Below are 25,911 nucleotides of genomic sequence, written 5' to 3'. Positions count from 1 at the left end.
GGGGTTTTGCTTTTCTGGGCCCAGCAAGGGGCAGGACACAAATCGGGACACATCCCGATGAGAGTTCCCCATCACTTGATCAAGACGCCAGCGGGCTTTTCGTTCCGTCAGCGTGTGCCCGTCGATCTACAGCCCCTCTTGGGCTGCCGAATTCTCAAGCGAAGCCTTCGAACGCGCGAAATGCGCAGCGCCCAGGCTTGCGCCCTGGTCCTAGCCGCCCGCTATGCTGAGGTCTTCAGCGCCATCAGGAAGAACGGCATGGGCGAGAAGACGGCAGAGCAATGGCTCCAGGAGCTTCGGGGACAAAGACTCCAGGACTACACCCTCGAACGAGACGCCAACGGCACCCTGCGTATCCAAGCGGAGCCAGGCGAAGACACAGAGGCGCTGACTCGCGCTATCGAGAGCATTGGCCGGGTCAACCCTGCGTTCTTCGGCGCGGCAGCCGCCCCGGCAGTCCCCTCCAAGCCCCAGCCCAGCAAAGTCCTGTCGCTGATGGAAGCACGCAATCTTTGGCTCAAAGCTATTGCCCCAGACACCATCCCCAAGACCTACAGCATCAAGAAGTCGGCCATTGACGGGTTCGTGCGCACCACCGGCCCTGACTACCCTTTGCCCAGCATCAACCGGATCGACCTGTCGAACTTCTATCAGTCACTCGCCGATGCTGGCATCTCAACCCCGACCCGAGTGAACAAGCAGTCCTATCTGGGCGGCTTCTTCGACTGGTTGATTGCCGCTGGCTACTACACAGACAGCAATCCGGCCCGAAGCCATGTCTCATACGGCAATAGCGCCAAGCGTAAGCGGCGCAAGCTGGGCTTCAAGGCCTTCGACGTGAAGCAGATCAGCCTGCTCTTTGCTCCATCGGCCTTTGCCACCTTGTCACCTGCCGCGCGCTGGGCAGCCTTGTTGGGCCTTTATACCGGTGCCCGTGCCTCTGAAGTCGGGCAGCTGCTGGTGAGCGATGTGCAAACGGAAGGAGGCGTGGCCTACATCCATATTAATGACGACGGCGAGCACCAGCGCCTCAAGAGCGAGGCCAGTATCCGGACTGTCCCGATCCACGCTGACCTGATGGCCCTGGGCTTCGGCGACTATGTTGCCAGCCTGCCCACCTCAAGCCGTCTCTTCCCTCAAGCGAAGGCCAATGCCGTCAATGGCGCGGGGAACTGGATCTCCAAGGCCTTTACCCGTCACCTCGCCGAGCACGGGAAGACCTGGCCCAAGGCCAAGCGCGGTTTCCATTCCCTGCGTAAGACGGTCATCCAGCAGATGCAGGGCTTCGGTGTCGCCTCAGAAATGCGCGCCCAGATCGTCGGCCATGAGCTTGATGATGAGCACCATCCCGTCTACAGCCGGGAATTCACCCCGGCAGAAAAGCTCAATGGGCTGATCACTCCTGAATTCAAAACAGCAGGGCTCTCATCCTTGAGCTTCAATCTTGAGCTCGCTGCACTGAAGGAGTTGCTGGGATAGAGGATCTCCGCGCCAGGAAAATTACATGGAACGTCTAGGAGTATCTCTAACGGGCCAACATTGGCACTGACAAACGCCACAACTATTGCGATCAACGCAAATGGTGGTTTTATGAAAGCTCCCCCACGTTAGGAGCTTCATATGCCGTTAGAAAGAAAGCTGGCTATCGCTAGTCGAGTGCTATGCCCTTTGATTGCCCAAGACAGGACACGAGACACGCAAGAGCGAATCGAGGACATCATCCATGCCCTCGAAATTGCCGACGAACTGATCAACCGATGCATCACTCCAAAACCCCCGGCTGACGACCACACTCTGAAACCTGCAGTGAGAGTCAGGGAGAGCCTAGTAGAGCGCGATCAGGTGCAGCTCAGCGACATGATTTCAGAGCGCCGTGGTGCAGTGTCCAAGACCACTCGCGGACCTACCTACCACTGAGTCTTCGAAATGAGGTTGGCTAAAGCCCCGGCGAGCCGGGGCCTTCGCTTGTCTATCAGTGAAACCGCACTCCTGGTTCCTTGCTCTGCTTCATTACCGGTAAGACATCAGCCGGAATGGGGGCCGCAGGAGGGTCAATGAGCGCATCCTCCACCGGATATCTCCGAAGCAACACTTCGCTCCAATTCTCCAGCTGCGAGAGGGACTCATCTGTCTGACGGCTGTAGTCCTTCTGAGCGGCGGGGCCAGTGGCCTCGTGAGCGCGTTGATACTCCTCGCGCCCCAGCTCAACAGCCCTGACCCGGCGCGCCCGACGCCGCGACCAGTCTGAGCGACTCAAGAGGCCCGGCTTTGGGTTCTGGCTTTCGAAGCTCTCCAGAGCAAATTCCGCCTGTGCTAGCCCATGCTGAGCACGGTCTTCAGCTTTCAGCCTACGCTTGAAACGCAGCGCATCCCGCTTCAACTTCTTCAGTCGCGCGAGCAGTTCTTCCAAGTCGCCACGGAGCCTAGGCGCTGCGACATGAGTGGATATCAGAGCAGCACTGCTGCGGAGCAACCTGCGCGTAAATCTAAGCCGATCTCGCAGCACCTCAATCCACGCCTCCGCCCAAATTTCTAACACAGCCTTCAACGCCTGCTTGGATGCGGCGGCCTGCGGCTGCCGCGCCCCGTCATCGGCAATCGCTTCAACTGGGAGGCTTCCCTCCACCGCTTCAACCACAGGGCTCACCACGTCGGAAGACAGCATTGGCCCCATGGCGGGGCCCAGTGGAACCTGGCGCGAGCCGACCAGCATGGGTTGATCGGATGCCGGTTCCATCAATCTGCCCTGCTCTGCCATGTCAGCGACGGCACGATCCCAAGCAGCGCTGTTAGCCTGAGCAATTCCGTCATTGCCCTGCTTCAAATCTATATCCATGCCTCGGCGGTGCAAGGCAGTGGCGTCTTTGCCCAAATGAAGCCCTGGGGTGCGTGAAAGCTCCGCCGCTGTAAGCTCGTCTCCTTGCTCTGCGGCCTCGGCGGCCTGATCTTTTAAGCTGCGGTGATCGACACGGGCCGAGACACCGGCTGCGGCCAGGTGAGCATTGATAGCCTCTCCTACCATCTGGCGGATCCATTCCACTTCCCCTCGACCTGAGGGGCCACCATCAAGCTCTCTAGTCTTGTCCTTCAGGCCCTTTGAGTCCACCCGCCTGGTCGTAGCCAAGATGTGGACGTGGTAGTTAAGGCCATCTGCCGTTTGCGGCTCGTGGATACTGGATTGGACAGCGAACCTGTAACGCTGGACCAAGCAGCGCGAAATCTCAGCCGCCAGATCGGAACGCTGCTCGTTGCTCAGTTCGTGGGGCAGCGCCACTTCGAACTCACGGGCAACGGTAGCGTCTTTGCGCCGCTCTGAAGCCTCGGCTGCAGGCCAAAGCTGCCGAGGATCGAAAGCCCAATCGGGAGCGTCGTCGGGAGCGAGGCAACGGGTCTCAACGACCCCGCCGCGCCTTCGGTAGTCGTGTCGAAGCCCCGTTCGCTCATCGAGGATCAGCAGGCCTGCGCGATAGGCCGCTGCAGCGGTAGAAGCGTGCCCCTGGGCACGACTGAAGGTCTTTACTCTTGTGTGATAGATGGCCATTAATGCTCCTTGTTCTGGCCCCCGCACTTGCCTTTATGCCTACGTTTTAGGCTTTGGCAAGCGCTTTTTTAGGGGGTCAAGGGGCACAGCCTCTTGCGCACGCATTGCCCAACGGGCAATGCCTAAGTGCGCTCTTGCTCCAATGACGCTCCGGCTGAGACGCCCTACAAATAGGCCAGTGCTATTATCCGCCGACGCTATCCCTGTTGTCTGACGAGTGACGATGAGCGCACGAGAGCGTGGGACATGGCCAGCCGTCCTAGAACAAATCGTTAGAGCAATATGGCTGCATCTAGTGCCCACCACCCAAAATGCTCAGACAGCTCTTGCGGGTTGCACGCCCGTCTGAGTGGAAATGAAAAATAGCAACACCTATCAGACTCCGCCAACTCCCGAACGCGAGCTATGACTAAAATGGACAGCAATGAGCGCATCACGATCACCTCGATTCCTACCCCTGTCCTTTCCGAAACGGCCGCAAAGAAAGACGTAATCATCCTGCCCGAATTGGCCAGCCTAGGATCCGGCAGCCATGTATATGCATCCACTTCCATCTCTCTGAAGAAGTATGCTGAAAAACAGGTGGAGATCGACTTCCTTACGCAAATGGATGACTTGTATGAACAACGGTCTTCGGCCATCTATCTGCCACCGATACTGTTCGTTGCCCAAGCCTTAATCGATAACCAGGAACTCGTAAAGGCGACACTTGATATCATCATCGCCTTCATTCGAGACTCAGGGAAACCTGAAAGCGCACCCGTAGAACTGTCCTGTTTGGTAGAAGAAAAAGAGGGGGCACGAAGCGTCAAACTGGACTACAAAGGGCCTGTCGACGGGCTATCCGCCCTTGAAGCCGCCCTAAAAGAGGCAGTGCGTCGTGGAAAGTAAATTTTTTGGCTCAGCTCCTTTCACCCCTAAGGGAGTCGTGGAAACGTGCCTTGCCTACATAGGCTCGGCAATCCAGCTCAACCTCATCGTTCGCTCAAGCAAACTCCAAGAAGAAAAGATCAAAGAGATAAATGATTTCATCGCAGAACTTAAGGGCTTCAAAAACTGGGCCACTGATAAGGAGGTCGAGCAATTTGCCAACGATCTATTTCACTTCCAATGCTTCCTCAGAAGTGTCCAATCCACCCTAGAGACTTGGATCAACATAAAGAATAGTGAGCCGGAGAGGGCTTGGCACTCCCTTATGGATGCGATTGACTACAAAGACATAGCCCTGAGGATCAACGATTACGAAGGAATCCGAAAACATGAAGCACTGCTCGTAGACGCGCGGCGACTACTCTTTCCTGAAAACATGATCTTCAACAGCCCCGCGTTCCGATCCACAATAGGCGACTGTTCGATCTGCAGCACCCCATTCCAACACTGCGACCATATTGAAGACTTCATATATTCGGGCAGACTTTGCCGCAGGATTAACATTTCAATCATTGAAGCAAATCATTCTGCCATTGTGAAGAATCCACGTGATCCGCGTTGCATCATGACCGAACGTTCTGATGATGACGGAAACATGATTAACATGCTCTCACTGGAGCTAACTGGAGAACGGCGCGAGAAGGGTCATGAGGCGATGCACCTGACCGGGATCTTGCTAGCAACCCAGCCTCTAGACTTTGACTAGCGGCTTAATTTAATTAAGCATACAACTCTAATATCAAAACTAACTTCAGCCAAACTAATCGGAAGCTGTTTGTTAGAACATTTGGCTTAAACAGTGCGCGATGCGATCAACCTGTAGGTCAACGACTTGACCGAGATATCCAGATGCCTTGCTGCAACGGCAGGGCCATTGGACTCAACCAGCGCGACGACTTGCGACTTGAAGTCGTCCGTATAGCGGCGGTGGGTGAGACATGACATGAAGAACCTCCAAGTGCGATCAAATCATCGCCTCTTGGTGTCCGTTTCAGCAGGCCAGGATCACCTCGCCCCTCGGGACACTGACACATGAGCCGTACCTCAGGTCACCTGACCGCCACCTCAGCAGGTGGCAATCACAATCGGCTCGAAAGCACCCAGGTGTCGGGACTGCAATCAGAATATCGACTGCCGCCCCCTTCGAGCAAAGCGGCGGCGGATCAGCCACGGCAGCCCCCACAGAAGCAAGAGAGGCCAGAAGACAGCCTGGCCGAAGAGCATCAGCCCGAACACGGCCCCTTCAGCGGTAGTGCCCTTCTCAAACACCACGCTACAAAGCCACCACAGTGCCACGACCGTGATGAGCCAACGCACCAGGTAAAAAAACATCCACATCTGAACCTCCTAGCCAGTGCTTGGTGGCGGACTTGAATTCAGCGACGATCTACGACAGTCCAAGTGCCATCGACCTTGTCGATGACGAAAGTACCGACAAGCTGCTGTTGCTCAGTGCGAGTGCCCAGCTGATACCGCGCGGTTCCAGTGACACTGCACACATAGCCCGGGCTGTCCCCACGCACGCACTCGCCCACCTTGAGACGTTCAAAGGTCATCGTCGTTCCTGTTGCGTCCTTGAAATACACGGCCAAGGCCTTCTCAACATCGCCACTACCAGGGCCACCCGAGCAGGCGGCCAGCAGCACTGCGGCGGAAAGCGTCCAAAGCTTCTTCATGTCAGCTCCTTGATCAGTCGATGAGTAGGCAGTGACTGCCCGGATTCGTTGCAGTGCCGGGCAGGACTTCGCTATCAATCACTGACCCGACTTTGTTGATGACGATGACGATCTGACTAGGCCGCGCAGAGGAGTCCTCCTCACGCTCGCCGAGGTAAGCCAGAGCGATGGCGTCCTTGAAGTCATAGACCTTGCCGAAGCCAATGACGCTTTGTGCGTCCGGAGGCAACAGAACGGGCTTGCCATCGAGCTTAATAGCGCGTTTGTAGTCTCGGCCCTCTACAGGGTCGATGCGGCCGATCCGCGTTCGGATGGGGCCGGTGGGGGGAACGGAGGCGTGTCCGGTGGCCCAGATGAACTCAGAGACTTTAGGGCGCCCTCCCCCATCCACCCGAAATTGGCCGCTCTGCAGTTGGCACGACAGGCTGGGCGCTGCCCCGGCAGAAGCAGCGAACGCCAGGAGACCCACCACTGCCCAGCACCTCATATCCATACGATTGCCTCCCTCAACGAATATTTGCGTTGAACGCAAATGACCCGCTAAGCTTAGATCGGCACACTTCTGGGAGTCAACGTCTTTGTTGTTCTTGGATGCCCGCCCCTCAACCTACGCCTACTGTTCTTGGCCAACGTCTTCGCGCCGCCCGTGTGGCTAAGGGGTGGACGCAGGCGCAGCTTGGGGAATTGCTTTTGGGCGTGGACGACCCGAACACGGTGGCTCCCCGCATCAGCCGTTACGAACGAGGCATGCACAAGCCCGATCTGGCGACCATCGAGAGACTTGCGGAACTGCTGGATCTTCCAGCGGCTTACTTTCTTGCTGCCTCCGACACAATGGCTGAAGCCATCCTGGTGCTATCGCAGCTTGATGCTAGGAAGCAGAAAGAAGCACTAGCACTGCTAAAGCAGCTTGCTGCGCTCTAGCCTTTCATCGCATGTCTTGAGCCGGAATGTTGTCGAGGATCACCTTGCAGAAAGAACCAGCTTCCGCGATTTTTCAAGCGAATGACAGTGGTACTCTCTTTAAAGACCAGACGCGAAGCGGATCCATTAGTGCTTTTCAGCCGGAACACCGATTAGAACAAGCATAGGTCTGGCGCGGTTGACGAAGCAGGAGTTAATCTAGAAGCATCGGGAACGAGTCACAGGGGACTTGAAGGATGCAAGAAGCTCTGGATCGAAGAACCAATCACGAATACACCGCTTTAGAGATTTCACTGCTCACGGAGGCCCAGCGGGAGCCCTTGAAGGGCCACTTAAAGTGTTTGGGCTGTGAATCTACCGCGCACTTTCGCCGAAAGACTGATCCAAGTCCTGGAAGGAATGGGAGAATTGCGCACTTCTATTGTCGTCCGCATGCGCCCAACTGCAGCCTCATCCAGCGCAACGCAGATCCATGGGAAACAAATGAGAGTGATGCGACTGTCGCTCAATGGGTGGAACGCAATCAGACACTGATTGTCAGAATTCAGACGCCAGTCGAATCCTCGGAGGTTAATTCTGAAGAAGGCGAAGACGTTGACGAAGGCAGCAGAGCTGGTGGAGGCTCGGCCTCCCGGACACGCCGGTCGACGACCATATCTCGCGGGCCGCAGCGATTGCTTGAACAATTGGTCCACTGGCCGAGCTTCAAAACGAGTCCAGTTCGCATACGGCTTCCAGATCCAGCCCAGACGGAGGTTCCAGTCCACGACGCCTTTGTACGGTTCGAGGACGCCCGAGTTGATCTACATACGGAGCGTTGGCTTGGATTCTGGGGAATAGTGCGCTCTTTTAGCTTTTGGCCCCTTGGCAGTAGCTACTACTCAAACTTTGGCGCCGAAAACAGCAGCTTCCGCATCTCGATTCACCAGAGCCACGCCGACGCTATAGTGCAAAGGTATCGGCTAGAGAGCATTCATGACCTGGTTGGCCACTATCTCTTGCTCTTCGACCGTGCTCGCGAATCTGCGTCAGGCCGGTTCACTGCAGACGTAAACTCAGTTCATCATGTTGGATTTGTCCGCAATACAGATTGAAGTGGCATCACAAGTAAAATCCGCGTCAGGAACAACCCATCAATGAAACGAACTACGGCAACCACCAAGGAGAGAGCCTCATGAAATCTTCCATTCTAATTTTCGCTCTTGCCGGATTTGCAGCTACATGTGTGTTTTTTCTTATTATCAAATTACTATTTAAGCGTAATGAGAATTTTATATCCACATGCCTCTCCATGGCACTGGGGATCGTCACCATCTTCTTCACCCCTGCCCAGACTTTTGCAGCAAAAACTCTCGGAGACTTGGCATCCAATACTGCAGGACTAATCTGGTCCATCACTTTTATGATCGCATGGGCCGTAGGCTTGGTCTGCGCACATGCAATACTAAATAAATTCCAAAATTAGATAATATTTTCAGCCACTGATGCAGCCGCCACAAGGATGGCAAGCAAACACAGGGATCCGATTAGTATCTGATTTGCCTGCTTATTCGAGTATTGCGCCCTCGGAATGACGAACCTTCTTTTCTTATTCATAAATCCCCATGCTTTTTGACATCGGAATCGAATACCAGAAAAATATGGGGGCGCAAGCCCCCCTATACTTCAGGCAAGGCTCGATCTACAACTCTCGCATATGTCTTTCCGTCAACGACTTTTTGGATTTGCTCGCGGTTGCCCCCTATTTGTTTAGCAATACCGTCGACCGAAACACCGCCTGAGGCCAGAAGCCTGATCTGAAGCACCTGGTCAACATTCAATCTGTCATCCCGACCGCAGATCACCTGTGACGCGTATTCAGGCCTCTGCCAAGCCTCAGCAATCCATGGCGCCGGACTCCCCTTTCGAGGATGGTCTTTTGCCCACTCTTCCAAGGCCCCCTCCACCTTGTCAGGAGTAGGCCTAACCTGCTCATCAAGCATTCGATGCCGATGAAGATAGGCGATCCCTGCTTTGCCGCCAGGGATCATGTTCAGGAGGCGCTCGTCGTCCCAGTGGCCCTGTACGAAGGCCTCCTCCAGGTCTTGTATCTGGTCAAGGCTAGGCGCCACACCCATTACCTTATGATGGACATAGGTCAAGGCGCGCTCCGCCATCCTTTCCCGGTAAACCCTGTGAAACTTGTGGCCTGAACCACGCTGTATAGCGGCCCAGTGCTCCCTCCAACGCTTCTTCCAGTCTCGTGATGTGATGCCTATATAGAACGGGCCATCATTGGGGTATTCCGCTCCAGAGCCGAAGATGTGTTGATAGAGCGTGTATTTCTGTTGCAAGAAACGCCCGGCGACTCCTCGCCTAAGCAGTGCGATAGGGGCTGTGAGCAACACTGAGGGGATCGCAACATCTTTCCCGCCTTCGTTAAACTTTCGCATAAGTTCAGCGTCGGCACGCAACTCATCTGCCGAGGCATAGGACCGACCTTTCATCGTTTCGAAGACATTGAGAGAAGGGTCAGCTACGACTTCAAAACAGAATTGGGGTTGAGCTATCGCCTTCGTTGAAGCCCCATCCTCACTGACAAAGCGGTGCCCTTCTTTGATTGCGTAGGTTTCAAATGGAAGCTGGAAATAGCGCCATCGTTCCCTGTCTTTCATAGCCACAAGGTGGATGACCGGGTATCGCTTTTTCGCAGAAAATAGATGCAACGGATTGGCAACCAGCGTAGCCGTGCCGCGATCCCGGCGAACCGCTGACGCGAGCAACCTGTCAAAAGCAGCGAAGTGATCATGCAACTCGCTAGGGGCATAGTGCCTATAGGCTTGCCGATCCAAGATCAGTTCCATAGACATCCGTATCGCCCCCTCAGCGCGAAATTCCAAGTTTGCTACCCAAACCCCACCTCCAACACAGTTGAAGATGGCGCTTGATCAGTCTTGATTCCAGCGTCGCCTCAGCAGAACGACAAAGTCCTCGATCACACGACGCGAATCCATCGACAGCACCTGCCTGACTTGGTGCGCGGGAGCCAGGAACACAGGCTCCTCATGCTCACCCTGTCGCCATGGAAATTGGCCCGAGTTGGGGCTCGCGTCATGCTCCGCCCTGGTGCGCCACGCGCCGCCCCCCTCCCCACTGAGCCTGACGGCTGGCACGATGTGGGTGATTCTCTCAGTGGGATCGATCTGCGACAGCAGCCATGCCGCATATCCAACAGCGCTGGCCAGTTTGCTAGCCACGTCTTCTTCCAAGACCACGGGGAGTCCCATCCCCCGCGTGGGAGGCGGCACCGGAAGGCTGATCAACAGATCACCGTTTGGCCAAAGGCGCACCGATGCCCCAGACCTGTGGCCGTCCTCTTGGTCCACAACGAGCGCCTCACCTTCCAACCGAGATCGGCTACCGGCCGCCCTATCAAAGATTGGGTGACTGCCAAAGAGTGCGCTCTGCTGCATCTCCGCAATCAGGGACGGAGCCTCCATCTCTGCAGGTCGAAGGATGGCTGAGACGGGACCGCTGGCTATTGCCAGCTGAAGCGTATTCGCCCCATACCCCCTCTCCAGCGCAGGAAGGAGCCTAGTCGCCCTGGCCTTCAACTCTTCAGGATTCAGTGGCGCTACGGCATGCGCCAGCTCGTGCCGATGAATGGCGCGGGTCACCTTGTCTTCCAAGTCCTCTGGGGACGTAAATCCCTGTCGGAAAAGCCCTCCCTCCCAACCTCCGACTTCATTGATCAAAGCAACCTGGCTGTCTTCCGGCTCAGCACCTGCCTGCAGGAAGACGAGGATCGGTTTCCGGTTTCGCGCTTCCAGAATCTCTTCGTGAGTGGCCGAGACCCCGCCCGCCTGGGGCACACCGTAGCGAGACCCCAAGATCAGGATCACAAGATCGGACTCTCGCACTCCGCCAAGGCAAGCGACCTGGGGGGAGCTAGGCCTAGCGCCGAAGTCCTCCGCCATGATGGGAGCGTGCCCCAGCCTCTCGACGGCATGCTTCACGGCGGCTCGTTCGGCTTCCATCCCGGAAATCAACGAACTAATGAAAACCTTCATCTCGACATCCCCAGATACGACGGTTGAGCGCCAGCCTTAAGCCGGACCAAGAGCCAAGGCCACATTAGACGATGAGGCGGTCTCCCAACATGAGACCGCAGGGGCACCAGACTGCCCCTGCTTAGATGAATTATCCAGGGAAAGCCGGGAATTTGTCGTTGGGATGGGAGGCCCTCCAAGTCGTGTAAGCCGAAGTCCCTTCCCAGGCAGCGAATGCACGAGGGGTTCTGCCTCGACCGGTCCAAGTCTCGCCGGTGTGGGGAAGCCAATACTTGGGCGCGACTTCCTTCTTCACACCTCCCGACTTCTTAGGGACATCCGCCGCCAACATGCTGACGATCTCGGCGCGCTGCTTCGTAGAGAAGCTCCTACCGTACCGAGAAACGAGGTTGGCGACCTCTGCAAAGGCATCAGCGGCTTGTTCCTGGAGAAGCTGGACTTCCTGTTCCTCAAGCTTGCGCAGCTCTTCAGCAAGCTTGGCTTTAGCGGAGGCAATGGAATCGAGTGACGGCTTGGTCATTCTTAAGAACCTAATGTGGGTGACGAAGAAATGTAGCAATGGCCCATGCAGAAGCACGGCGAAGTCGGCCGGGCCAAGGTATGCAACCTATCTGCTCTTGGCGTGTGGCACAAGCTATGTCCACCTCAACGCTATTCCTACAGCGCCGACTGCAGCAAATGGGCTAGACCTTCTTAAAGCACTAGCGAAACATGGATACATATGCATCTTTGAAATTTGATCTTTGACTTCTAATTACTTCGTGCGTATTCCATACTAAGCTCCCGGCCACGCCACTCATGACGGGTGCGACCTAAACCCGCTTCCGAGCCAGGCTACTGCATTGGCTTCCGCTCAGATCAATCAAGGAATTACCAATATGCCTATCGTTGGTGCAAAGATCAAAGGACTCAATTGCTTTACACAGGAATTCTGCGGATTTGATGAGTTTCGTGCGATCAACGTCATCATCGGTCGCAACAATACCGGAAAATCTCAGCTCGTAAAATTAGTTGATATTTTGTGCGCAGATGAACGTCGCAACACGAATGAAAAAATCATGCATGAATTCCGCGCAACCCTTAGCGAAGATGAAATAAAAGATGCAATCGGTAAAATAAGGATATTTAACGGATCCGTCGCTGAAGAATTAGACAGGATTTGGAACACTCATGCCCCGCACCTTGTCGGGTCAGAGGCAATATGGACAGAATCAGCGTCCCGCTATATAGCTTCCAGGGATTTTACTTTACGCCCAGCCTCATCATCAAAAAAAAATGATTCCAACTATCCTCCAGATAATATACGCAGCGCAATAAAGGACACATTGTTAAAGCTAGAAAGCCCATACAAATCGAAAGTTTTTTGCCAACTATCTGCAGATCGCGACATACAAGATGAAACTTCTAACGAAGAATTAAGCTTGCAGCCAAGCGGCGCCGGTGCAACAAACATAATAAGAAGTCACCTTATTGACTCTTACAACATCATGATTAATCGCACCCTTATTCAGGAAAGTCTCCGGGCAGCCTTAAATGAAGTTTTTGGTCGAGATGGTAACTTTATCGCCATCTCGGTGCACCAGCACAACAATTCCAGGTGGGAAATATTCCTGGAGGAGAAAGAAAAGGGGCTTATTCCATTGAGTAGCTCTGGAAGTGGACTGAAGACCGTAATATTGGTCCTTTTGAATCTTATAGTCGTTCCCTCCTTGACTGGAAGACCCAAAAGCGAATTTGTGTTCGCGTTCGAAGAACTTGAAAACAATGTGCACCCAGCGCTTCTTCGTCGACTACTTACTTTTATAGAAAATTTCAGCCAGGAGCATAAATGCACTATATTCCTGACAACGCATTCAAGCGTAACACTTGACCACTTCGCTAGGTCCAAGGACGCTCAGTTTGTAAGAGTTTCCCATAACGGAAATCACGCGACCACACAAACCATCACAGCCCACCTTGATCGCTCACTGGTCGTAGGCGAACTAGGGGCGCGCGCCTCAGATATATTGCAAGCTAACGGGATAATCTGGGTGGAGGGGCCCTCCGATGCCATCTATATAAATCACTGGATACACCTAATCTCGCAAGGATCAATAATTGAAGGCCGCGACTATGCTTGCGCATTCTATGGCGGCTCGCTACTGGCCCGGTTAACGCTCGAAGACCCCACAGGACCTAACCCGGAGGACCTAATACGATTGCTGGCACTGAACAGAAATGCCGCCATAGTTTGTGATAGTGATAAATCTTCGGATAATAGCGAGCTCAAGCCTCGCGTAAAACGGGCCAAGGAACAGGTCGAAGCTCTCCCTTATGGATTTATCTGGATTACGGCCGGAAAAGAAATAGAGACCTACCTCCCGGGCTCCGTAATCGCCCCCTCTCTCAACATCGAATCTGCGCCAGATCCCGATCAATTCGAATTGTTCTTCCCAAGCCGTGTGGCAGAAAAAAACAATTCATCCTATATAGAAAAGAATCTAAATAGAAGTTCCATCGATAAGGTCGAGCTGGCACTAGCCTCACGCAGCCACATGACAGCAGAAGTAATGAGCAGCCGCTTTGATTGGGCAGATAAGATGGAAAATCTTATCGATACCATTAGGAAATGGAACGAATAGCATCGCCTGCCACACAGCAGCCTGGCGCAGGCCAGGCGAGTGCGGGATTGCACAGATTGAACCTATGCTCAGCGTGGGAAATTGAATGCAGCAGCCATTTCCTAAAATGGCTGCTCATCTAAGCGCGAATTAATAAATCAAAGACCTTCGCACAGTTCTCATCCATGGTAGGCAAGAGACGCGTAAAGACGTGTAGATAAGGCCTTATCGATTATGAAATTATTCTCAGAAAATCAGATCCCATCATCCCACCCTACGCCATCAGGAGGGTGGCGAAAATGGGCCAAGATAGTCAGTGCCGTGACATCGCGCGTCCCGCTACCGGCAGGAAAATTAAATTAATCCGTGTTAATCCTAATCCCGCCATCAATGGCGATGGCTGAACAGCACACCAGCGGACAGCCAGATAAATTACGCTCTTTGTGTGACCGACATTCCAATGCCTAACTGCCATTAATGTAAGAAAGCACGCTTAGGCGTAAGCACACTCAAAATCGTACAGTACAAAAATGACTGCAAGATAGAAGCGGTCACCCAAGGCAAACCCTTGCGCCACAGCGCCTCGCAACGCACACCCCACTAATTTCCTCTAAAAGTTTTCGCGCTAATTTCTACGTTCCGGCGAATGCCTAAGCAACGCGGCAACCCTCTAGATCTCGTTTGACGAATCAAAGCCAGGCCTTAGCACTGCTCCCATCATCTACGGAGACAGTGCAATGCCAAAAACAGTAAAGAACTTCCTTCAAGACTTCCCTTTCAATCCCGACGCCGATGACACGCTGCACCTTAAGGGCATCAGGATCGGGCGCTTCCGGATTGATGAGCTGGTCATCACCGGACGCGAAGCGGCCATCCATGCGCAAGAGATCCTTAACGCGGCTATGGAGCGCTCCCGACGCTCTCGCATCAATGCCGCAGGCACGCGCTACCTTGAGCCACTATCCGCAGGCCACCCTGCCCGGCTTCTGTCCGTAGAGATCAAGGACTACTTAGGCGACCGAGAACGCCGCTGCCTCGCACAAGAGACCATCGACTCCACGGCCCGAACCCTGCGGCTTCTCCAGATGACCTGCGGCGACATCCCCGTGTCGCGTATTGACCACCCTCACATCTACCGCCTCTGGGACCTTATGCGTTGGTCGCCCCCAGGCCTCTTCTCTGACCCCGCCTATCTAGGAATCAGCTATGAGGAAGCCATTGCCTGCGGCAAGGAGCTAGATGTTCCTCAGCTCGCCCCTGCAACGCTTGAACGTCATCGACGCTTCCTGGTCTCCTTCTTCAATCAGCTGGTCAAGACCAAAGCTATTGATGCGTCCCCCATGGCTGCGTTCGCAGAGATCAAGAAAGACCTGGTCACCGATCCCAACAAGCCAGAGCGGCTCTTTGATGAAGACGACCTCCGCCGCATCTTCGACCCGAAGACGTTCATTCCCTGGGCGAGCAAATACCCCCACCGATGGTGGCTCCCCATAATCGGCCTGTATACAGGCGCACGCATCAACGAAGTCGCTCAGCTGAAGGTCGCCGACATCGTCCAGGAGAGCGATGTCTGGTGTATCCGCATCCAGAAGACTGTGGATCCTGACTTGGCGCACCGGACCCGGCTCAGGAGTCGGCAAAGCCTAAAGGGCAAGGCATCTATCCGAACGATCCCCATCCCGAAGCCCCTGTTGGACGCAGGCTTCCTAGACTTCATGGATGACATCAGAGAGTGCGGCCACCCTCGCCTCTTCCCACACCTATCCGCTGGTGTGAACCGTAAGACCGGCGAGACCAATGCTCGCTACAGCCTGGCGGCGCTTAGCCAGTTCAGCCGCTACATGAAGGACCTTGGCTTCCCTAGAGGGGTCGGGTTCCATGCCTTCCGCCACACCATCGCTACAGAGCTCCACCACCAGAACGTCCCTGACGAAGACATTGCTCTGATCACGGGCCACTCTGTCAGCAAGCGCGTGCCCGTGCTTCACGATGCTTACTTCCACAAGAAGCCTGCCGTGATGCGCAGGAAGCAGATAGAGACCTTGGAGAAATACAGGCCTGCCGTGGTGCTTCCAGTCTATGCCAAGGGGCAATTCAAGCGATGCTTGAAGGACAAAAAGAGGTTCTATCCTTAAGCATCGAAGCAGAATCAGCCCAGCCGGGAGGTAGTCCAGCCTCCACGCTGACTAGCCTTGCTACATGGGATACATTCGAGGCCTATGGGCAAGGCTAGGACGCCGCCGAGCCGTGCCCCTGACATTTCTGGTCCCAGAAGGAGCTGGTAGCTAAATGGATTCAACTCGATTGCGGGCACCTGTTACCCATCGTTTCAAGCCATTCGGCGCCTGCATCTATTGTGGTGCTACACAAGGGCGCTTGACCGAAGAGCACATCGTGCCGAAAGGCCTTGGTGGAACTCTCGTACTGCCAGATTCAAGTTGCGATCCGTGTGCAAAGCTTACGTCCCAGTTCGAAATGAGAGTGCTTCGCGGATTTTTGGATCGCGGCCGCCAATCTTTGGGAATAAAGGGTCGAAAATCTCATCGACGGCCCGCCACGGAATCGATGAAACAGACCTTCATACGCGCCGATAATTCCCTGGTTGAGCACGATGTCCCTTGGGATCAAAGCGTCAAAGTCATGCACCTCCCCGTCCTTCCTCTGCCCGGTTTCCTCGACCCAAAATTTCCGCCCGATCCTTCTGCAGAGGGCATAGAGGTTTCCGCCATGGATACGCTGACCATGGGACTTGGCGAGGGGGAGACAGTTCGCGAGCACACCTCTGTCGGCATCCAGTTTCAGGACAGGATGGACATCTGGTCATTCGTCCAGATGCTGGCCAAGATTGCACACGGCTACCAGGTCGCGGTGCACGGTGCTTTTCCTATTGAGCAAAGCCCACTGGTGCCCATCATTCTTGGCAAGCGATGGGATGCGCGAAACTGGATTGGTTGCACAGAGCAGGATCCGCTTCCATCTGATCGTCAGTGCTTGCACCTTCTCCAAGACGTTCCATTGACGGGCGGTGATGGCTCCAGCGCTTCGGTGATCCGCATCAAGCTGTTCGCCGACTATCCGAGCCCGACCTACGCTTTAGCGGCCAGACTTCAAGCCTGAAACGAGAGCGTTGCCTTCCTACCAATAGGCGCTGCGCCTGGACTTCGAACTAGACCAGCGTAAAGACATAGGACACCTTCATGGCTCAACCGCAGGAATCGACCGTCGCAGTAATGATTGACTGCGACAACGTTGCCCCCGAAATCGTGGACTTCGCGCTCCTCATGGCTGCGCAGGCCGGGCGCGTAACGCTTCGACGGGGCTACGGCAATCGCGCTACCTTGGGCAACTCTTGGCAAGAGGCCCTGGTTCGCCAGGCCTTCACTCCATGCCTTCAGTTCCAATACGCAGCGAAGAAGAACACCTCCGATATCGCCCTGGCCTTGGATGCACTGGAGGCGCTCTTCGATCAGCGGGCAGACATCTTCTGCCTAGTGACCAGCGACTCCGACTTCGCCTACCTCTGCAGGAAGCTCCGAGAGCGCGGCGCCACGGTTCTGATCGTCGGCGAAGCCAAGACTCCCGATGCTTTGCGCAATGCCTGTGACCAGTTCTTCGAGTGGTCCGCCCAAGAAGCCTCATCGCCAGAGCCGCCAGATCTTCAGGACCCGCCGCACCCTGCTGAGCACAGCAGCGAGGCAAAGAGCAACGGCAGCGCGCCGCTCCCCAAACGCCGTCCTCGGTTCGTCATCGAGGCTGTCTCCCTGCTTGCCGGTAGCACGCCAGAGGGCAAGGTTAGCCTCAATTCTTTAGGCTCTTATCTGAAGCGAGCAGATTCCGGCTTCTCGCCTGGCATCTATGGGCATTCCGGTCTTCTCAATATGGTGAAGACCTACGATCTCCTGTCACTCAAGCAGGAAGAGAATGGGCAGTGGTCCGTAAGCTTGGCGCCTAAGCCAGAGACAGCCTGACGCGGGCCACTACTGCCGCTTGGCGCATCGCACCAAAAAAGGGCCCCGCGTCTGCGGGGCCCTAGACTTCAGTAGCCGTAACCAGATCGACGCGGCTGCGTCCTCGGCTGGTTGTAGGGGCTACCGTATGGATTGCTCTGCGTTGGCTTGTAAGGATCTACAGTCCCGGACTTCCCGTTGTAGGGGTTGTAATTTCCTTGGGTGCTGTAGTTGTCCAGCTTGGTGGAGTTCGCATTGCTACGGTGGTGAGGCTGGACGTAGGTACCGTCCGAGCGATAGTGCCCCTTCACCGAATGGCTCTGAGCCGAAACAGCAAAAGAGCCCGCCAGAGCGACACCAGCGGCAAGGGTGAGCAACAGCTTTTTCATTTCCTTCTCCTTGGATGGGGCATCAGTCCCCACAGCCTCGTGCCCCTGCATAGGCTGCAGTCCCCTACTCTTTATTTTACCGGGGTGCCATCAGGAACGTCATACATGATGTCAGTGATCTCACTCACAAGACGGTGATCAAGCAAGAGAGTAATGATCACCTTTGCAGTCGCTGCAGTCGGAATTATTTTTCCAGCCTTATCGAAGGTTACGCCCCACTTCCGTTTCGTCGCAACGGTCTTGAGCGCCTTGAGATATTTGGGGTCAGAGTAAAGAGACTTCTCCTGAATGACCGCCATCCTCTTCAGGTGCGTACCGTTCTCACCGACATATTCCAACAATGGCGCCATATCAGTGAAGAGAGCGGAGAAAGACGGCTCCGCTTTGAGCTCGCCAAACGCCTGAACGTAACCAGCGCGATACTGCATCATTGACTCAAAGCCCCTCTTGTTCGACACCAGAAGAACATCGTCCAAGGCGAAGATGTCAAATCGCGGCTCAAGGGTGAACTCATCACCTGCTACAGCGGACAACTGCCCATTCTTAAAAATGGCATTAATCACATTTTTCTTTTTGTAGACAGGCTTCCAAGTCATCGGCGTGCGCCGCGTGGCGTAGAGGGTCTCCCCGTCCTTCACAAACTTCACCAGATAGCCGACAGCGCCTTTGAGCTTCTTAAGATCATTAGTCGCATGGTCAGACTCCGACTCGTCAACAAGATCCTTTAGAATCTGAAAGTCGGTATCACCAACAGCAATAGTCAGGCACCCATCATCGGTGGGCTGAGAGAGATGACCATATGGAATCCACTCATTAATTCGGGCCCTCTCATTTTCCGCAAAACCCTTGAGAGCATCCTCCAGGACTGGATCCGTCTTGATGTAGTAAGCCTTGAACTTCTTCGTGCCAGCGCTCTTCTTAAACACCCAAAGGAACACGTTTGACCCGGCGAGGTCAAATGCCTTGAGGCTTTTCAATGCCAAATCGCTCATGGGTCCCCCATCAAATATACTTCCTGAACATCCTCAATAAGCTGCTTGCCAGGCAACAGCTTTCCTTGCTTCAGTGCGCGCACGGTCTTACGGACCTGTTTTCCACCGACAGTAATATCGACCTCATACAGTCGCCAGCCGAAAGCAATCAGTACGGGGTTCATCAGAATCTGCCCCGACCTATACGTAATCAAAAACAAGAGCACAAGAAAAACGAAGAATCCCGCCAACTTCTGTGGATCTCCGTAACTCAACCCCATGAATGATACAACGTAGGGGAAAACATAATTAATCAGGTCATTCGGAACGGGCTTCGCGGACAGAACTTCAGCTTCGATCTTCAATCGGACAGCCTTTATGGAATACATCGTCAGCCACAGTGCGGCTGATGTAACCACTATTGCGGCCAAGGATGCCCAAGGGTGCTCAAAGATCTGAAGTTCGCAATCAAACTGTCCTCTCCAACCACATACGGGCTCTCCCCACAGCTCTTTTTTGATGTCTTGCGCCGCCAGTACAAAGGCCAGCGGGGCATACGACCCTAGAAAAAGCACTCCTGCTGACCACATCCGAAATTGCATTCCGGCATTTCCTTCTAGTCCACCCCTCTGTTGCCAAGCATAGACCGGCCTCGTCTCATCGACCGAGAACTCCGCCAGGTCAAGGACGCCTGCTAAAGACACCCATTGATTAGAGGCCCTCATAGATAACGGCTCGCCTGCGGGGATCTTTAGGATGGCCCAATCCGACGAACTCCAGGCCGTACCCAAGTTCGCATCATGGTGCGAACTTGGGTAGCATCCGGGACACACCACAGGACACAAATCCGGTTTGTGGACGCCTCCGGAGCTAGGCGGGACGGTCAAGGTACTGTTTCCCCCTCTCTCCGCCAGACAAACGCAAAAGGGCCGCCCACAGGGTGGCCCTTTTGCGTTTGTCTGGCGGATGGGATGGGTGGTGAGAAGCCACGCCGGGGTTCGACGGTTCTGCAGGAGCAGAACCGGACCGCCGCAGGCGGGTCCCGAGGCGCAACGCGCATCGGGATCGGGTGCATGGATGCACACGACAATCCCCCTCTCTCCGCCAGATTACGCAAGCCTCTGTTTACGCAGGGGTTTTTGCTTTTCTGGGGTAACCTTCGGCGGGACACGAATCGGGACACATCTGACGATGCACATCCCACACCATCTTGTTCGCGCGCCCTCTGGGCTCTGGTCGTTCCGGCAACGGGTCCCGCCGATCTCCAGGCCATCGCGTCTTCAAACGCCGACTGCGCAAGACCGAGCTGCCCGTGGCCCAGCTGCGCCCTGCAACTGACGGCGCGCTATGCTCGGGCTTTCGAGGCGCTGAGAGAGCAACGCATGGGAATCAAGGAAGAGGACATCGGCGCGCTTCCAAGCACCTGACCGATGGCGACCCGCTACAGCAGTTGATCTTGAACCGGACCAAGGCGGCAGACGGGACGGTGACCGAGCACTAGCAAATCGACTGGCCTCGCTGCCGCTCGGCCCCCTCTCGGCAAAACGGTAATGGCGGCGCTCCTGCGCCGCCGGGCTTGCGCAACGGCGAAAACGCGTTATGCACTAAGGGTGGGCAAACGTCCTAGCAGCGGCACGCGCCGCCGACAAACTCCTGAAAGCCGCTGGTTACGACACGAGCGGCGAAGCTTGCGCCGAACCATGAAGAAAAAGCGAAAAGCAGCCAATGCCGCCAAGCAAGGGAAGAAGAAGGGAAAAATGCGGAGAGCTCTGGCGCGCTGGTCGATGGCTTACATCGACCAGCACTGCATTATTGCCCATGCCTGCGAAGTCAGGGTGCCCTTAAGAGGGCACCCTGCTGCACCATATACGACTACCCTTGTGGGCGCGGATCAGGCACCTGGTCTCCTGCGAATCCCTTGTAGAGCAAAGACGCTCTCCTGTCGGCAGCCGCCAGCTCCGCAGAGCTGAGACCCATCTTCGCAATCTCGGTCGCTGCTTTGTGGTCGCCCATGATGTAAGCCAGACGGAGATATGCTGCACCATCTACCGCGTTTGGCACTTTCGATTCGCGATACGACTCTGAGATCGCGTAAAGCGCATAGAAGTTGCCCGATAGCACCTGATTTCGGAGCATGACTTGGCCGTCCATGAAGTTCTTCTCCAAGGCAATCCGTTTTCCCAGCACCGCGGCTGCGGTGGAGTCGCCCACTGACGCCTTTTGCTGCAATACATCCAGCGACTCCGATCGAAGCCGCTCGAGTTCAGCCTGCGAAGGATATTGATGCCGAATTAGCCATTCAGCCTCTTCTTGCGATCTTGCTTGCAGAGGGCCGGCGTCACGGCAGTCTCCAGTGCACAAGCGCTGCGCAACCACGGCCGCGTCAAAGCTATGGGATTCACCACCCGTCGAGTGCTGGGACGTGGTAGCGCGTGGTGTCTGTCCCGGAACAGAGTGGGACGACTCGGCGCCTTCTGCCGCCGGTGTCACTGCGCCCTTGTCTGGGGCGGGTTGTTCTGAACAAGCCGTGGCGATGACTGCCAAAATGGCCGTAAACAGAATCGATCTCGCGTGCATTACTTTACCCCGCACATGTTTTTCTGGACCTGTGTCCACCATTTTGAGCAGGATGCGTCTTCCGTCACTGCACGCCATTTCTCGCCGATAGAGTTTCGCGTGTCAACGAGCTCGACGATCCCATACGGAACGTAGTTTTCGAGGGGTACGCCAACCTTTCGTTGATGTTCAATGAACCAAATCATGAAATTCTGATTGTCGTTGGCCTCAGCATCGAATGCTTTCAGCATCTCGATACAATACTGTTCCGGCTTGGTCAGCGTTCCCCCGACGCGATACTGACTCGACGCATCGAGCTGAATGTCACATGTCAAACCAAGCTGAATCCGCATGCGAGCATTGGTCTCCACAAGGCTGGCGCCTGAGGCGAAACTGTTGACCTGTTCCTGCAAAGCTACTTGAAGGAACCAGATGGCTAGGGAATCCATCTGGATCGGCGTTCCTTCCCAATAGGCCTTGCCATTGACGAACGAATGAGCCATCCGCATGGAAGAGCGTTGTCCCGCGGGTATTCGATCATCCCCAAACAGCGGATCCGTTGGCATGGGAATAGGATTAGGGCATGCGGCGGGACGAGTGGCAAGCAGGAATTCACAAGATTGTTGCTGGTCACTACCAGCCCCGCCACCGCCCCCACCACTTGAATCGCCGGGATCATATCCTAGGTCAGGCGGGCGAGCCGGCGGTTCCATCGGAGGAGTGTATGGAGGAACGTAGGGAGGAGGGGTTGCGTCCACCGGAGGAAGATTGGTAGTGCCCCTGTCCGTCGAGGTGTCTGCGAAGCCGGGCTGAACGGCAAAGAAGCATCCTGCAACTACCAAGGTCAATCTGATGCTATGCCGTATTGCGGCACTCAGATCCGAGCCCCGAGTTGTCGAGTTTTTTGAGCGGTGCACGTGTCGCATTTTTCTCAATTCATCCTTGTGCATTTATCGATTGAGGAGGGCAATTTTCTCCCGAAGCACTGTCCTCGCAGATCTTCCGGAGAAGGGTGCGAAGCGTTTCGCTATAGAACTTGATGTGGCGACAGTCCTCGTGTTTGGAAACTATTTTTGCGGAAAGCCCATGATTTACCGTGCTGTTGAGTGCACAGATGCCGGCTGGGGAAATCTGTCCGAAGGCTGCTAGACAATCCAGAACGCGGGTATCGCACCCTGCCGCTGCTGCATCGAGATAGGCTTTCCCGATGTTAGAGCTGGTATGACGCCATTGGATGTAGTGGTTCACATCGAATAAGGTTCCACCGTCCATGGATCGCTCCCGCCATGATCTAGTTAGGCCAATTTTGTCGAACATGAGCCGCCACGCAATGTAAAGCGGATACAAGCTACGTTTCCTGGAGGCCATTTTGATCAAGAGGGTTCGGGCCACTCTGCCGTTGCCGTCATGCAACGGATGGATCGTCAAGAACTGAAATGCCGCGGCTTCGTCAATCTCCTCATTGGGGTTGTCGAGATGATCTGCGAGGAATGACACTAGATCCGCCATCTGTTGCGGCACTCTTGCCATTGCGGGGCAAACAAGACTTGCCTCTAAGGGCGATGCTGCCCCGACCCAGGAGCGATCTGAGCGAAGTTGGAACGGTGCAATTCCGGAGCACTGAGCCATCTGCTCCAGAAAACTCCTCCAATCCTGAACATCGCTAGTTGCCAGCGGTCGGATGCTTTGAATGATTCCGTCCTTGGCACTGGGTGAAAGTGAATAGCTCTCAGCCACGTGGACTCTGTGGACACGATTGAATCGGGCTGTAATCAGCAGCAGTGCCCGAGCCGCTTTCATGTCCATCCGCCAGTCAGTGTGCGTCACTGAGGAAAATGAGTGCCCTGACAGTGGCTGGGGACTGGAGACAACGACTCCATGGTCTTCCCATATGCGGGGATCGGCCGCTTCCTTGATCAACGGCAGCGGTGTGAATAGGCAGCCCGGATGGATTTCAACAGCCGACGGCATTCTTCATGTCCCCGATAGCGAATTGAGAGCTTGGGCGGCGCTTATGAGTCGTCCCGATACGTACTAACGTAGAAGTGGCATGATCACCCCCGGTGATTGGGAGAAGATCCTCTCCCCTCGCCGGGTGCCCGTTGTTCGCAGTGAAGTGGTTAGCCACTAGGAGGCCCTGAGATGGCTCATTGAGCAGTCGGGTCCAGCGGGTAGGACCAATTGGAGTAGCTATCCCGCGACCAGCCCTCGGCGATCCAGGCGGCATTCTCTAAAGGCACACGGAGGAGCCCCGGAGCTATCCGTGCATGCTTGGATAGTCCTACAATGCGCCGGGCACAAAACAGGGCACTCCCGGTTTGTGAATGCCAAGCGGTTCAAGGGGTTGGATCCGACTCAACTGGATCCCCCCTCTCCGCCAGATAACTGAAAAAGGCTGCCCCCAGGGGCGGCCTTTTTCAGTTATCTGGCGCGGGACGCGAAGTGCGCTGCGCGCGCTTCGCCCCAAACGTTGCTGCGCAACCTTTGGGCCCCTCCCTTTGCCGGCCTCTCCCCGCCCCTGTCGGGGCAGCCCCTCAACAGAGGGACTTGTTCCTCCAGATCCATCAGTAGATCCACGCCACGCGTGGATGCTTTTGATCGCCTTACGCACGCTCGTTGGCACTCCAAAACAAAGCTGAACGAAACCTGAAAATTCGCTATCGTAGACGCCTTCATCCGACGCCTGGCCCATTGCCCATGAGTTCGACCGACAGCGCTCACGCCGACTGCGAGAACTGCAACACCGCCCTGCAGGGCCACTACTGCCATCGCTGCGGGCAATCGGCGCACAACCCGCTCAAGCACGTGGGCCATGCCATCGAAGAAGTGTTCGAATCCTTCTGGCACCTGGACGGGCGCATCTTCCGCACGCTGCGCGATCTTTGGGTTCCCGGCCGCATCACGCAAAACTACCTCAAGGGCCGCCGGGTCGGATACGTGCAGCCTTTGCGGCTGTTCGTCATCCTCACCCTGTTTACGTTCTTCATCGGCAAACTGTTCGTGCACGTCGACGACATCCGCATGGGCGGAGGCGATTCGCTGTATGCCAAGTCCAACACCGTTGAACAGGTCGAGGCCGCACGCGCGAAACAGCTCGCGACGATCGATCGCCAGCAGGCCAACTCACCCGCTACCGGCAACGCCGGCTTCGCCATGGCCAGAGCGGCGGTGAATGCGGCAGCCGCACAGCGTAAAGCCGAGCTCACCGGCACCAGCAAGGAGGTCGCCACGACCGAGCCCGGCACCTTCTTCAACCACACCGTCAACGGCAAACCGTGGGACGCTGACACCAACCCCATCGTGGTGGCCGGCTGGCCCCGGTTCGCCAACAACTGGCTCAACAAGCGCCTGCACAACGGCAACGCCAACATCCAGCGCATGGGGGGCAAGACCGATCTGTACATGCAGGCGATCCTGACCGCATTGCCCGGTGCCCTGTTCTTCCTGATGCCGGTGTTCGCGCTGGTACTGCGCATCGCCTACGTGCCACGGCAGATGGGGTATCTGGAACATCTGGTGGTGGCGCTGTACAGCCACTGCTGGCTGATGATGGTGCTGCTGGCAACCTTCCTCATCGCCGGCATCAGCAGCGCGCTCGCATCCCCCGCCTTCGCCGCCGCCAGCCAATGGCTGTATGCCCTGCTGTGGCTGGCGGTCCCGGTCTATCTGCTGTGGATGCAGCAACGCGTGTATGGCGGCAACAAGGCGCTGACCGTGTTGCGCTACCTTGCCATCGGCGGCGTCTACCTGTTCCTGGTGAGCTTCGTGGTGATGTATGCGGTGCTGGCGGGAATCTCGGCCTGAGGGATACACGCACGGCATCCGGCCCATGAATCCACGTGTAGCGTGGATCTACTGACGATCGTCTATCGTGGGCCCATGAACCTCCGCCTCTACCGACCCGCAGATGCCAGCGCCTGCCTGTCGATTTTCGACAGCAACGTGCCCACCTACTTCGCGCCCGAAGAGCGCAGCGACTTTGAACGCTTCCTGCGTGAGCAGGCCATGGACTGCGCCTTCCAGGTGATCGAGCGCGACCACCGTGTCGTTGCCTGTGGCGGCCTGTCGCGCCGCGGCGATGGCAGCGCCGGTTTCTGTTGGGGCATGGTGCAGCGCGCGCTGCACCGGCAGGGGCTGGGCCGCGAACTGGCGCTGGCACGCCTGCGCCAGGCCGAAGCGGATCCCTCGATCAATCGCGTCACGCTCAGCACCAGCCAGCACACCCAGGGCTTCTACGCCGGCCTGGGCTTCCAGGTGACACGTGTGGTGCCCGATGGCCACGGCGCCGGGATCGACGCTGTGGAAATGGAGCGGGAGCTCTAGCGCTC

The 25,911-nt window shown here is 55.8% G+C and carries 24 protein-coding genes and 2 pseudogenes; 13 read left to right on the top strand and 13 right to left on the bottom strand.

What is annotated here, in order from left to right; all coding sequences use genetic code 11:
* Window positions 1-57 precede the first annotated feature (57 nt).
* Window positions 58-1,479 (top strand): DUF6538 domain-containing protein, encoded by a 1,422-nt coding sequence (locus ACZK45_RS04515; protein WP_478445512.1) that lies wholly within the window; start codon window positions 58-60, stop codon window positions 1,477-1,479.
* 493 nt (window positions 1,480-1,972) lie between these two features.
* On the opposite strand, the gene ACZK45_RS04510 is transcribed toward ACZK45_RS04515, so the two are convergent.
* Window positions 1,973-3,541 (bottom strand): MobA/MobL family protein, encoded by a 1,569-nt coding sequence (locus ACZK45_RS04510; protein ID WP_478445511.1) that lies wholly within the window; start codon window positions 3,539-3,541, stop codon window positions 1,973-1,975.
* A gap of 414 nt (window positions 3,542-3,955) precedes the next feature.
* On the opposite strand from ACZK45_RS04510, the gene ACZK45_RS04505 reads away from it, so the two are divergent.
* The gene (locus ACZK45_RS04505; protein WP_478445510.1) at window positions 3,956-4,432 is read left to right on the top strand and encodes a hypothetical protein; all 477 of its coding nucleotides are present in this window, start codon (window positions 3,956-3,958) and stop codon (window positions 4,430-4,432) included.
* Entirely contained in the window at window positions 4,422-5,177 is a 756-nt protein-coding gene (locus tag ACZK45_RS04500; protein ID WP_478445509.1) for a hypothetical protein, read from the top strand. Before ACZK45_RS04505 ends, ACZK45_RS04500 begins: the two co-directional genes overlap by 11 nt.
* A gap of 413 nt (window positions 5,178-5,590) precedes the next feature.
* Here ACZK45_RS04500 and ACZK45_RS04495 read toward each other — a convergent pair whose 3' ends face one another.
* From ACZK45_RS04495 to ACZK45_RS04485, 3 genes are read right to left on the bottom strand one after another with little or no spacing between them, the layout of a single operon-like run.
* Complete coding sequence (locus ACZK45_RS04495; protein ID WP_478445508.1) at window positions 5,591-5,809, bottom strand: hypothetical protein; 219 nt, start codon at window positions 5,807-5,809, stop codon at window positions 5,591-5,593.
* 38 nt (window positions 5,810-5,847) lie between these two features.
* A complete protein-coding gene (locus tag ACZK45_RS04490) occupies window positions 5,848-6,147 on the bottom strand; it encodes a hypothetical protein (protein ID WP_478445507.1) in 300 nt (99 codons plus the stop codon).
* 13 nt (window positions 6,148-6,160) lie between these two features.
* Window positions 6,161-6,619: a hypothetical protein gene (locus tag ACZK45_RS04485; RefSeq protein ID WP_478445506.1), complete on the bottom strand. Its 459-nt coding sequence runs from the start codon at window positions 6,617-6,619 to the stop codon at window positions 6,161-6,163.
* Between the two features lie 119 nt (window positions 6,620-6,738).
* Here ACZK45_RS04485 and ACZK45_RS04480 point away from each other — a divergent pair.
* The 3 genes and pseudogenes from ACZK45_RS04480 to ACZK45_RS04470 all read left to right on the top strand — a co-directional run.
* A pseudogene (locus ACZK45_RS04480) lies at window positions 6,739-6,894 on the top strand (helix-turn-helix domain-containing protein); the annotation flags it as partial.
* Window positions 6,895-7,071, top strand: coding sequence for a helix-turn-helix domain-containing protein (locus ACZK45_RS04475; RefSeq protein WP_478445868.1), 177 nt, complete (start codon window positions 6,895-6,897; stop codon window positions 7,069-7,071). It begins immediately after the preceding pseudogene.
* 1,174 nt (window positions 7,072-8,245) lie between these two features.
* Window positions 8,246-8,536 carry a hypothetical protein gene (locus ACZK45_RS04470; protein ID WP_478445505.1) on the top strand — a complete coding sequence of 97 codons (291 nt, stop codon included), beginning with the start codon at window positions 8,246-8,248 and terminating at the stop codon, window positions 8,534-8,536.
* A 193-nt stretch (window positions 8,537-8,729) separates the two neighbouring features.
* On the opposite strand, the gene ACZK45_RS04465 is transcribed toward ACZK45_RS04470, so the two are convergent.
* From ACZK45_RS04465 to ACZK45_RS04455, 3 genes are all read right to left on the bottom strand, one after another.
* The gene (locus ACZK45_RS04465) at window positions 8,730-9,914 is read right to left on the bottom strand and encodes a GIY-YIG nuclease family protein (protein WP_478445504.1); all 1,185 of its coding nucleotides are present in this window, start codon (window positions 9,912-9,914) and stop codon (window positions 8,730-8,732) included.
* Window positions 9,915-9,998: 84 nt separating this feature from the next.
* Window positions 9,999-11,120 carry a DUF4062 domain-containing protein gene (locus tag ACZK45_RS04460; protein ID WP_478445503.1) on the bottom strand — a complete coding sequence of 374 codons (1,122 nt, stop codon included), beginning with the start codon at window positions 11,118-11,120 and terminating at the stop codon, window positions 9,999-10,001.
* A gap of 130 nt (window positions 11,121-11,250) precedes the next feature.
* A complete protein-coding gene (locus ACZK45_RS04455; protein ID WP_478445502.1) occupies window positions 11,251-11,640 on the bottom strand; it encodes an H-NS histone family protein in 390 nt (129 codons plus the stop codon).
* Window positions 11,641-11,962: 322 nt separating this feature from the next.
* On the opposite strand from ACZK45_RS04455, the gene ACZK45_RS04450 reads away from it, so the two are divergent.
* From ACZK45_RS04450 to ACZK45_RS04430, 5 genes and pseudogenes are all read left to right on the top strand, one after another.
* Complete coding sequence (locus ACZK45_RS04450) at window positions 11,963-13,741, top strand: AAA family ATPase (protein WP_478445501.1); 1,779 nt, start codon at window positions 11,963-11,965, stop codon at window positions 13,739-13,741.
* A 716-nt stretch (window positions 13,742-14,457) separates the two neighbouring features.
* Entirely contained in the window at window positions 14,458-15,855 is a 1,398-nt protein-coding gene (locus tag ACZK45_RS04445; RefSeq protein ID WP_478445500.1) for a site-specific integrase, read from the top strand.
* A gap of 154 nt (window positions 15,856-16,009) precedes the next feature.
* A pseudogene (locus ACZK45_RS04440) lies at window positions 16,010-16,126 on the top strand (hypothetical protein); the annotation flags it as partial.
* A gap of 159 nt (window positions 16,127-16,285) precedes the next feature.
* Window positions 16,286-16,837, top strand: a complete 552-nt coding sequence (locus tag ACZK45_RS04435) for a hypothetical protein (RefSeq protein ID WP_478445908.1) — start codon at window positions 16,286-16,288, stop codon at window positions 16,835-16,837.
* Window positions 16,838-16,917: 80 nt separating this feature from the next.
* Window positions 16,918-17,688, top strand: a complete 771-nt coding sequence (locus ACZK45_RS04430; RefSeq protein ID WP_478445499.1) for an NYN domain-containing protein — start codon at window positions 16,918-16,920, stop codon at window positions 17,686-17,688.
* A gap of 68 nt (window positions 17,689-17,756) precedes the next feature.
* Here the strand turns inward: ACZK45_RS04430 and ACZK45_RS04425 are convergent, their stop codons facing one another.
* The 6 genes from ACZK45_RS04425 to ACZK45_RS04400 form a co-directional block, all read right to left on the bottom strand.
* Window positions 17,757-18,056 (bottom strand): hypothetical protein, encoded by a 300-nt coding sequence (locus ACZK45_RS04425; RefSeq protein WP_478445498.1) that lies wholly within the window; start codon window positions 18,054-18,056, stop codon window positions 17,757-17,759.
* 71 nt (window positions 18,057-18,127) lie between these two features.
* Window positions 18,128-19,048, bottom strand: coding sequence for a Kiwa anti-phage protein KwaB-like domain-containing protein (locus ACZK45_RS04420; protein ID WP_478445497.1), 921 nt, complete (start codon window positions 19,046-19,048; stop codon window positions 18,128-18,130).
* Window positions 19,045-19,629 carry a hypothetical protein gene (locus ACZK45_RS04415; protein ID WP_478445496.1) on the bottom strand — a complete coding sequence of 195 codons (585 nt, stop codon included), beginning with the start codon at window positions 19,627-19,629 and terminating at the stop codon, window positions 19,045-19,047. The genes ACZK45_RS04420 and ACZK45_RS04415 overlap by 4 nt, the downstream gene beginning before the upstream one ends.
* A 1,270-nt stretch (window positions 19,630-20,899) precedes the next feature.
* Complete coding sequence (locus ACZK45_RS04410) at window positions 20,900-21,238, bottom strand: hypothetical protein (protein WP_152593484.1); 339 nt, start codon at window positions 21,236-21,238, stop codon at window positions 20,900-20,902.
* Between the two features lie 365 nt (window positions 21,239-21,603).
* The gene (locus ACZK45_RS04405) at window positions 21,604-22,296 is read right to left on the bottom strand and encodes a hypothetical protein (protein ID WP_152593485.1); all 693 of its coding nucleotides are present in this window, start codon (window positions 22,294-22,296) and stop codon (window positions 21,604-21,606) included.
* Window positions 22,297-22,519: 223 nt separating this feature from the next.
* Window positions 22,520-23,320 (bottom strand): Fic family protein, encoded by an 801-nt coding sequence (locus ACZK45_RS04400; protein ID WP_478445495.1) that lies wholly within the window; start codon window positions 23,318-23,320, stop codon window positions 22,520-22,522.
* A gap of 879 nt (window positions 23,321-24,199) precedes the next feature.
* On the opposite strand from ACZK45_RS04400, the gene ACZK45_RS04395 reads away from it, so the two are divergent.
* Together ACZK45_RS04395 and ACZK45_RS04390 are read left to right on the top strand one after the other, a co-directional pair.
* Complete coding sequence (locus ACZK45_RS04395) at window positions 24,200-25,387, top strand: DUF3667 domain-containing protein (RefSeq protein WP_440566574.1); 1,188 nt, start codon at window positions 24,200-24,202, stop codon at window positions 25,385-25,387.
* 75 nt (window positions 25,388-25,462) lie between these two features.
* Window positions 25,463-25,906 (top strand): GNAT family N-acetyltransferase, encoded by a 444-nt coding sequence (locus tag ACZK45_RS04390; RefSeq protein WP_478445494.1) that lies wholly within the window; start codon window positions 25,463-25,465, stop codon window positions 25,904-25,906.
* Window positions 25,907-25,911 lie beyond the last annotated feature (5 nt).

The sequence above is a fragment of the Stenotrophomonas sp. 63632_Sma genome, from assembly GCF_056482875.1.
This window is presented reverse-complemented; position numbering and strand designations above follow the sequence as displayed.

Coding starts and splice junctions, on each gene's coding strand:
- ACZK45_RS04515 (WP_478445512.1), top strand. CDS start 58: ATGAGAGTTCCCCATCACTTGATCAAGACGCCAGCGGGCTTTTCGTTC.
- ACZK45_RS04510 (WP_478445511.1), bottom strand. CDS start 3,541: ATGGCCATCTATCACACAAGAGTAAAGACCTTCAGTCGTGCCCAGGGG.
- ACZK45_RS04505 (WP_478445510.1), top strand. CDS start 3,956: ATGGACAGCAATGAGCGCATCACGATCACCTCGATTCCTACCCCTGTC.
- ACZK45_RS04495 (WP_478445508.1), bottom strand. CDS start 5,809: ATGTGGATGTTTTTTTACCTGGTGCGTTGGCTCATCACGGTCGTGGCA.
- ACZK45_RS04490 (WP_478445507.1), bottom strand. CDS start 6,147: ATGAAGAAGCTTTGGACGCTTTCCGCCGCAGTGCTGCTGGCCGCCTGC.
- ACZK45_RS04475 (WP_478445868.1), top strand. CDS start 6,895: ATGCACAAGCCCGATCTGGCGACCATCGAGAGACTTGCGGAACTGCTG.
- ACZK45_RS04470 (WP_478445505.1), top strand. CDS start 8,246: ATGAAATCTTCCATTCTAATTTTCGCTCTTGCCGGATTTGCAGCTACA.
- ACZK45_RS04465 (WP_478445504.1), bottom strand. CDS start 9,914: ATGGAACTGATCTTGGATCGGCAAGCCTATAGGCACTATGCCCCTAGC.
- ACZK45_RS04460 (WP_478445503.1), bottom strand. CDS start 11,120: ATGAAGGTTTTCATTAGTTCGTTGATTTCCGGGATGGAAGCCGAACGA.
- ACZK45_RS04455 (WP_478445502.1), bottom strand. CDS start 11,640: ATGACCAAGCCGTCACTCGATTCCATTGCCTCCGCTAAAGCCAAGCTT.
- ACZK45_RS04445 (WP_478445500.1), top strand. CDS start 14,458: ATGCCAAAAACAGTAAAGAACTTCCTTCAAGACTTCCCTTTCAATCCC.
- ACZK45_RS04435 (WP_478445908.1), top strand. CDS start 16,286: ATGAAACAGACCTTCATACGCGCCGATAATTCCCTGGTTGAGCACGAT.
- ACZK45_RS04430 (WP_478445499.1), top strand. CDS start 16,918: ATGGCTCAACCGCAGGAATCGACCGTCGCAGTAATGATTGACTGCGAC.
- ACZK45_RS04425 (WP_478445498.1), bottom strand. CDS start 18,056: ATGAAAAAGCTGTTGCTCACCCTTGCCGCTGGTGTCGCTCTGGCGGGC.
- ACZK45_RS04420 (WP_478445497.1), bottom strand. CDS start 19,048: ATGAGCGATTTGGCATTGAAAAGCCTCAAGGCATTTGACCTCGCCGGG.
- ACZK45_RS04415 (WP_478445496.1), bottom strand. CDS start 19,629: ATGCAATTTCGGATGTGGTCAGCAGGAGTGCTTTTTCTAGGGTCGTAT.
- ACZK45_RS04405 (WP_152593485.1), bottom strand. CDS start 22,296: ATGGAACCGCCGGCTCGCCCGCCTGACCTAGGATATGATCCCGGCGAT.
- ACZK45_RS04390 (WP_478445494.1), top strand. CDS start 25,463: ATGAACCTCCGCCTCTACCGACCCGCAGATGCCAGCGCCTGCCTGTCG.